The organism is Kineosporia sp. NBRC 101731, assembly GCF_030269305.1.
Classification (GTDB): Bacteria; Actinomycetota; Actinomycetes; order Actinomycetales; family Kineosporiaceae; genus Kineosporia.
Genome location: NZ_BSTC01000026.1, coordinates 40,807 through 47,896, shown reverse-complemented (window position 1 = coordinate 47,896; position 7,090 = coordinate 40,807). Strand labels below are relative to the sequence as shown.

Annotated in this window: 9 protein-coding genes; 6 read left to right on the top strand and 3 right to left on the bottom strand. The window is 68.7% G+C overall.

Annotated features, from left to right (window positions below):
- Positions 1-240 (top strand): hypothetical protein (locus QSK05_RS35345; RefSeq protein ID WP_285601779.1); only part of this gene is annotated, 240 nt, incomplete at its 5' end.
- Between the two features lie 215 nt (positions 241-455).
- Positions 456-1,586: a nucleotide disphospho-sugar-binding domain-containing protein gene (locus QSK05_RS35340; RefSeq protein ID WP_285601778.1), complete on the top strand. Its 1,131-nt coding sequence runs from the start codon at positions 456-458 to the stop codon at positions 1,584-1,586.
- A 72-nt stretch (positions 1,587-1,658) separates the two neighbouring features.
- Here the strand turns inward: QSK05_RS35340 and QSK05_RS35335 are convergent, their stop codons facing one another.
- Together QSK05_RS35335 and QSK05_RS35330 are read right to left on the bottom strand one after the other, a co-directional pair.
- Positions 1,659-2,717 (bottom strand): sensor histidine kinase, encoded by a 1,059-nt coding sequence (locus QSK05_RS35335; protein ID WP_285601777.1) that lies wholly within the window; start codon positions 2,715-2,717, stop codon positions 1,659-1,661.
- A 13-nt stretch (positions 2,718-2,730) separates the two neighbouring features.
- Positions 2,731-3,363 carry a response regulator gene (locus QSK05_RS35330; RefSeq protein ID WP_285601776.1) on the bottom strand — a complete coding sequence of 211 codons (633 nt, stop codon included), beginning with the start codon at positions 3,361-3,363 and terminating at the stop codon, positions 2,731-2,733.
- A 204-nt stretch (positions 3,364-3,567) separates the two neighbouring features.
- Here QSK05_RS35330 and QSK05_RS35325 point away from each other — a divergent pair, with 204 nt between their 5' ends.
- The 3 genes from QSK05_RS35325 (at position 3,568) to QSK05_RS35315 (ending at position 4,995) form a co-directional block, all read left to right on the top strand.
- Positions 3,568-3,975, top strand: coding sequence for a hypothetical protein (locus QSK05_RS35325; RefSeq protein ID WP_285601775.1), 408 nt, complete (start codon positions 3,568-3,570; stop codon positions 3,973-3,975).
- Between the two features lie 339 nt (positions 3,976-4,314).
- Positions 4,315-4,794, top strand: coding sequence for a hypothetical protein (locus QSK05_RS35320; protein WP_285601774.1), 480 nt, complete (start codon positions 4,315-4,317; stop codon positions 4,792-4,794).
- 63 nt (positions 4,795-4,857) lie between these two features.
- A complete protein-coding gene (locus QSK05_RS35315) occupies positions 4,858-4,995 on the top strand; it encodes a hypothetical protein (protein WP_285601773.1) in 138 nt (45 codons plus the stop codon).
- On the opposite strand, the gene QSK05_RS35310 is transcribed toward QSK05_RS35315, so the two are convergent.
- Positions 4,986-5,309, bottom strand: coding sequence for a helix-turn-helix domain-containing protein (locus QSK05_RS35310; protein ID WP_285601772.1), 324 nt, complete (start codon positions 5,307-5,309; stop codon positions 4,986-4,988). The two genes, QSK05_RS35315 and QSK05_RS35310, sit on opposite strands and share 10 nt — an antisense overlap.
- Before the next feature lie 686 nt (positions 5,310-5,995).
- Between QSK05_RS35310 and QSK05_RS35305 the strand changes: the two genes are divergently transcribed.
- Positions 5,996-7,072, top strand: coding sequence for a FecCD family ABC transporter permease (locus QSK05_RS35305; protein WP_285601771.1), 1,077 nt, complete (start codon positions 5,996-5,998; stop codon positions 7,070-7,072).
- Positions 7,073-7,090: the final 18 nt, after the last annotated feature.

Here is a 7,090-nt window from a genome sequence, read left to right as displayed (position 1 = left end):
GGCTGGACCCTCCGCCTGACCCGACCCGACGAGCCCTACCCCACCGGAACCATCGCATGGCAAAGCCGCCTGGGCCAGAAACACATCGAAATCCCCGAACCCCTCCCCGGAGAACCCGACCACACCAACCGAGACCACATCCGCCAGCAGGAATGGCAACAGGAACTACAACGCATCAGCCCGCACATCCAACCGAAATCCACTATCCCCGAACATTACTGGGGCGAACCGCCCTTTTGAGGGGACGGGGAGGCCGCACGGCTCCGCTCGCGAGGTTGTTCCCCTCCCTGAGCAGTGACATCGGCCATGCCATGCACCGGATGGAACCGACAGGGTTTGAGCGTCTAGGTTGTGAGGTTGTGCGAATTCTCTTCAGTTCTTCGTCCGGTGCGGGACACTTCGGTCCGGTGATTCCGTTCGTGGAGGCATTGCGGAGGCGAGGGGACGATGTCCTCGTGGCGGTGCCACCGGTTCGCCGTGACCAGGCGGATGCTCTCGGCGCGCGGGTGCTGCTCCTGCCCGATCCGCCCGAAGCCGCTGTTGCGGAGGTCTGGTCGCGGGTGCGGTCCGGGCAGCCGGCCTCGGTGGACCGGGAGATCTTCGCCGGTCTGAACACGACGGCCTACCTTCCTGTTCTGGAAAGAGCCTGCCGGGAGTGGGAGCCCGACCTGGTGCTGCACGAGGCCGCCGAGTTTGCCGGCGCGATCGCGGCCCACCGCTGCGGGATCCGGCACGCGCAGATCGCCATCGGTCTGGCCATGGTCGAGGCCGGTGCCCTGGAGGGCGTCACCCCGGTCCTGGAGGAACGCGCTGCCGGGGTGGTCGAGGCGATCCGGACATCCACGTACTTCACCAGGCTCCCGGGGTGGCTCGACCCCTCGTCCTACCCCGACACACGCAGGGTCAGGGTCGATGCAGGGCTGGGGAAGCTCGAGACACTGGGTCAACGCGAGACTCTGGTTCGGCGCGAGACTTTGGGGCAGCAAGAGATTCCGGGACAACCTGAGAATCCTGGAGAGCTCGAGACTCTGGGACAACGAGACGCCCTGGGATCCGCAGAGACCGGGCCGCAGGTGTTCGTGTCGTTCGGGACCGTGGTCAGCTCGCTCCCGGGCGCGGCTGAGGTCTACCGGGAGGCGTTGGAGGCGCTGCGGGATCTGCCGGCACGGGCCGTCCTCACGACCGGCGGGGCCGGAGCGCGTCTGGGACTGGAACCCGGCCGAGGGTTGGCGCTGGAGGAGATTCCGCCGAACGTGACCGTTGCGGACTGGGTCGATCAGGACCGGATGCTCGCGGCGGCCTCGGTCGTCGTCTGCCACGGGGGCGCGGGGACGACGTTCGGTGCCCTGGAGAACGGTGTCCCGGTGGTGGTCGTGCCGTTCATGGCCGATCAGCCCGTCAACGCCCGGATCGTGACCGAGGCCGGAGCCGGGCTCACCGTGGAACCGTTCGCGGACGGCCCGTTGCGGCAGCGACTCCGGACGGCCATCGAGACGGTACTCCGGCAACCGTCGTTCCACCGGAAAGCCACCGATTTCGCGCGGGATACGGCCAAGATGCCGGAGATCGGCTCAGCGGGAATATAGGAGGCAGGGTTCGAGAAGGGCAGGGTTCCGGCATGGCAGCGTTCTGGGATATTTGCATCTCGTTCGAGCGGCTCAGCTGGTGGAACTGATACCCGGGATTCTTAGTGTCACCAAGGTGCCACCACCGCTCGGGAGGGTCCAGGTCAGGCGGGCGCCCAGGGAGTCGGCTCGCTCACGCATGCCGATCCGGCCGAACGATGCCCCCGAGGGGTCGGTCAGGTCCGGGTCGGGGATGCCGCGGCCGTCGTCCCGGACCGTGATCAGCAGGGCCGCGCCGTCGCGGGCGGCTCGTACGTCGACGGTGCGGCCGGCGGCGTGGTGCAGGGCGTTGGTCAGGGCTTCCTGGACGATCCGGTAGATCGCGACCTGGGTGTCGGGCGGCAGGTCGTCGGGCAGGGCGGTGACGTCGCAGGTGACCTCGACGTCGTCCTGTGACTCGCCGCGTCGGGCCAGGTCCTGCACGGCCGCGCTCAGACCCAGGGTGTCCAGGGCCAGTGGGCGCATCTGGGTGATCAGGTGCCGCAGCACTCCGATCTGCTCGCGGACCATCCCGCGCGCATCCTGCACCCCGGCGGCCAGTTTCGCCGGGTCCTGGGTGCGTGACAGTCCCGCCAGCCAGAACTCGATCGCGGCCAGATCCTGCAGCGTCTGGTCGTGCAGCTCCTGTGCCCAGCGACGGCGCTCGTCCTCCTGACCCTGGAACCGGGCCCGCAGCTGCCGTACCCGGCGCGCGTGACCGGCCAGGCCGGCCTCCCGGATGGTCAGGAACCCGGTGACGAACAACAGCAGCGAGGGCACCAGCAACAACAGCACCGCGGGTTCGTCGCGGCCCGTAGCCCGCCACAGGCCGATCACCGCCAGCACCGCCGAGCAGCTGGCGCCGATCAGCAGCCGGGCCCGCACCGTCATCACCCGGTCGGCGTCGCCTCGCACCCACGGCGCACTCGCCAGGAAACAGGCACCGGCCGTGGCCCCGACCCACATCATCAGCTGCGGCTCGGCGTCGGTGAGTTCCATCCCCACGCTGACCAGGGCCAGCGTGATCCCGACGCTGGCACCCAGCAGCACCGGTCGCCGGTCCGGGCTGCGCAACCACCGCGCGAAGCCACCCAGCCCAGCAACCCGAGTCATCCCAGCACCTGAGTCATCCCAGCAACCCGAGCCGGCGGGCCTCGTCCACCAATTCTGACCGGTGATGAACACCCAGCCGCGTTCGCAGACCGGCGCGGTGCGCCTCGACCGTGCGCAGGCTGATGAACAGCTCGTGCGCGATCTCGGCGTTGGTGTGCCCGCGCGCCAGCAACCGCAGCACGTCACGCTCACGCTCGCTGAGCCGCTCGGCCGGGGTCGGCTCGTGCCGGGCCAGCTGGGCGCCCAGCTGCGGCTGCAGGTACGTGTCGCCGGCCATGACCAGCTCGATCGCCCGGATCAGCTCGGTCGCGGCAGCCTCCTTGAGCAGGTAGCCGTGCGCGCCCCGGCCCAACGCCTCCCGGGCGAACGCCGGGTCGTCGTGCATGGTCAGCACCAGGATACGCGGTGGGGAAACCAGCGCGAGCAGCGCCGGCACGGCGTCCAGACCGTTCTCCCGGCCCAGCGAGATGTCCAGCACCACCAGGTCGGCCCCGGTCCCGTCCACCTCACCGGCCAGCCGCGACAGGTTGCCGCACTCGCCGACCACATGACAGCGCGGGTCGGCCTCCAGCAGGGCGCGCAGTCCGGTGCGCACCATCGAATGGTCGTCGGCGAGCACGATGCGCCAGATCCGTTCGTCCTCCACGACCCCAGCGTAGGACCGGACGGAAGGGGGACTGCGGAAAACCCGCAGCAGCTTGCGGGTCAATGGCGAGGGCAGCGGGCCGCCGCAGGCGCATGATCGGACACGTCTTCGCAGTTGAGTCCCGGAAGACCAGCGCAGCGGCCGGGCACGGCCAACCGCACAAGGGGGTACGGGTACGGGACTCCCCGGCACCGGAGGTTCATCATGACCGTTCGTCACCAGCCCGCAGCTACCACTCACACCGTCGAGCTCGACCAGGTGCAGGAGATCAACCGCCGCCTGGAGGCCCGGGCCGACGTCACCGCCGCGATGCTCGGGATGGAGGGGGCGCCGGCCGCGGTACCGTCGACCTTCACCGTCACGCTGTTCGGACCGGGCACTCCCGCCGTCCGGCCGCTGGGCCGCACCGCTGTCCTGCGGTCCGTCGCAGCCGAAGGATCACCCGAGTTCCCTTACGTGCTGGGCCACTTCTCCGACGGTGACGACAACCCCGGCCGCCCTTCACGCGTCGTCGAACTGCACTCGCAGGCCCTGCACCAGCTCTGCCTGAGGATGGGGCTGAGCCAGTGCTGGGGCACGGACGCGGTGCTCCACGGGAGCATCATCCGCTGACAGGGCCCCGGCGCCCTGAACAGCCGGCCGGCGGACAGTTCCGGCAGCCCTGGTCCCCTGGTCTCCCCTGGTCGTCGTGCCGGTGGCCCTGGCCGCGCTCGCCCTCGGGAACCGGCTCACCACGAGCTGCTGGCTCATGACGGCCGGTAGGCCGCGTTCTGGCGGGAGCGGGAGCGCGCGCAGGGCCGGCGACCGGTTGCGAAGAGCTCTGCCGTCAAGAGCTCTGCCGTGGAGACTTCCTGGGACGAGCACGGTTCGGCGGCCGCTGAACCGTCCGGGTCGTACGGTCTTGCTCTGCCTGGCCGATCACGGTTCGCCGAACAGGAGAGACCCGCGCGCATGAGTGATGAAGTTCCGGAGACGGACGACCGAGATCCAGCTCATCTGGTCGAGGCATCGGTGGTGCACGCGCTGCAGCTGGCCCGGACCTGGACGCTCTGGGATGGCCGGCCGATCCTGGCCGACGATCGGATCTACACGCCTCACAAGGCGATCCGCCGCATCGCCGACCATCTCGTCGACCACCTGGCCGAGCTCGAAGCTCGCCTGGCCGGGCAGGCGCCTCTGGTCGACCGGTGGCACCACTCCGCCATCACCACCCCGGCTGACCTGGCCCTCTTCACCGACGAAGACCTGGACGAGGCGACCAGCCGTCTGACCCGGTTGGCGCAGATCTGGCGCATTCGGTTGAACAGCATCGACGACGAGAGACGCGACCGCGTCGAGGACTCGGCCTGGACGCTGCGCCAGGTCACTTTTCACGTCTCCAGCACCTACTATGCCGATGCGGTCGGGGATCTCGGCGTCCGCGTCTCTTGACGGGACCAGGAAGGCCAGCTTCGTATCCTCGACGTTCGACGAAGCTCGCCGGTCACTGCCGAGGTGGGGGAGGCCGATGACGACGTCCCGTCCGGGGCCGACGCCGTGTTTCTCCTGCGCCCGGACGGTTACGTCGATCTCGTCGCTGATCATGCGGATGTCCCCGATCTGATGCTCATCCGCGGCGTTCGTTACCGCTGAGAACCGTTCCGGTCGGGCTTGGAGTGGTATTCGGCGTTGATGCGCTGGGCCTCTGCGAGTTGGTCTTCGAGGATGACGATACGGCAGGCCGCCTCCAGGGCGGTGCCCTCGTCCAGCAGGGCTCGCACCCGCGCGGCGAGACGCAGCTGGTAACGGGTGTAGCGGCGGTGGCCGCCCGCGGAACGCTGGGGGACGAAGAGTTTGGCCTCGTCCAAGCTGCGCAGGAATCCGGGGGTGGCGCCGATCATTTCGGCGGCTCTGCCCATCGTGTACGCGGGGTAGTGATCGTCATCAAGGTTACCTCTACTGCTCATCGCACTCCGGTCGATCGCTGCTGATACTTCGTCGAGAAAGTCGGGCTGGACCTGCACGCGTAGACATACGTCGAGGGGGCCCCGGTGCGTAGCACCGGGGCCCCTGATGGAAGATCGGACATCATCCACCGGCCCTGAGACCGGTAGGTCACACCTGCAGCGACCGCCACGAACGGAGGCCCTGCAAGGATCGCGTCATTCTGACCGGAGACCACCCCTCAATCTGATGGGACTGCGGTAACCAACCCCGGCAGGAGAACTCCCTGCAAGGATGGGCGATCGGACGGGATGAGTTCCTTTCCCCTCGTGCTGAGACAACGACGTGCTGGAACTGACAACGACGTGCTGGAACTCTGTGGCCGGGCGGCCCCTCCGTGCCTGGGGCCCCGACCCGTTCTCTTACTGCTTCTCTTGCTGCGTCATTCACTGCGTTCGCGAGCAGTTCATATCTGCCGCGCTGTCGGGTTGTTCTCTTCGACGACAGAAAATTTACCTCGCCCGAGAATCGATGTCTAGTCCGGCGACACGAGATTTTCTGCTGCGGGGAGATCATGCGATGTGCCGGACGGAACCCGGACCGATCTGGCGGGTTCTGGCCTGAAGACGCAGCCGGCGAATGGACCCCGATGTCACCGCCCCCTGTCTTATTGCATACTCTTCGCAATAGTCGGACGAGAGGGTGATGCATGGTGGGGCAGCCGGTGGTCTCCGACCTCGGCCTGGGCGGTCAGCGCCGCCGGGCCTGGAGCTGGATCATCGGGCTGGGTGCGCTGCTGGTGCTGAGTGTGCTGCTCGGGGTCGGTGTCGGCGCGGTGGCGATCGGGCCGGGCGCGGTGGTCCGGATCATCGGCCATCACCTCGTCGGGGTGCCCGGCGAGATGACCTGGAGCCGGCCGCACGACGCGATCGTGTGGCAGGTGCGCCTGCCGCGGGTGATTCTCGGCGCCTGCGTGGGGGCGGGGCTGGCCGTGTGCGGGGCCGCGTTGCAGGCCATGGTGCGCAACCTGCTGGCCGATCCGTACCTGCTCGGCATCAACTCCGGCGCCTCCAGTGGCGCGGCGGCTGCGATCCTCTTCGGCGTCGGCGCGGGGTTCGGCGAGAATGCCCTGCCCTTCAGCGCTTTCCTGGGGGCCCTGGCCGCCAGTTTTCTCGTCTTCCTGATCGCTCGCTCCGGCGGCCGGGTCACGTCGGTGCGTCTGCTCCTGGCCGGGGTCGCCGTCGGTTACGCCCTCTATGCGCTGACCAGCTTCCTGATCTTCGCCTCCGACTCGGCCGAGGGCTCCCGCTCGGTGATGTTCTGGTTGCTCGGCTCGCTGGGGCTGGCCCGGTGGGGCACCTCGATCAGTGTCGTGGTGGCGGTGGTCGTGATCACGGTGGGTCTGGTGACGCTGTGGGGCCGCCGTCTGGACGCACTGGCCATCGGCGATGAGACCGCCCACACGCTGGGCATCTCACCCGACCGGTTCCGCACCCGACTGCTGGTGCTGGTCTCCCTGTGTATCGGCGTGCTGGTCGCGGCCTCGGGCAGCATCGGGTTCGTCGGTCTGGTCGTGCCACACCTCGCCCGCCGTCTGGTGGGCGCCACGCACTCACGGGCCGTGCCGGTCGCCGCCCTGCTCGGCGCGATCTTCCTGATCGTCGCCGACGCCATCGCCCGTACCCTGCTCCAGCCCCAGGAGCTCCCGATCGGCATCATCACCTCCCTCGTCGGGGCTCCCTTCCTGCTCGTGCTCATCCGCCGCCTGCATGCCACCAGTGCGTAACGCCCCGCCCACGAACGC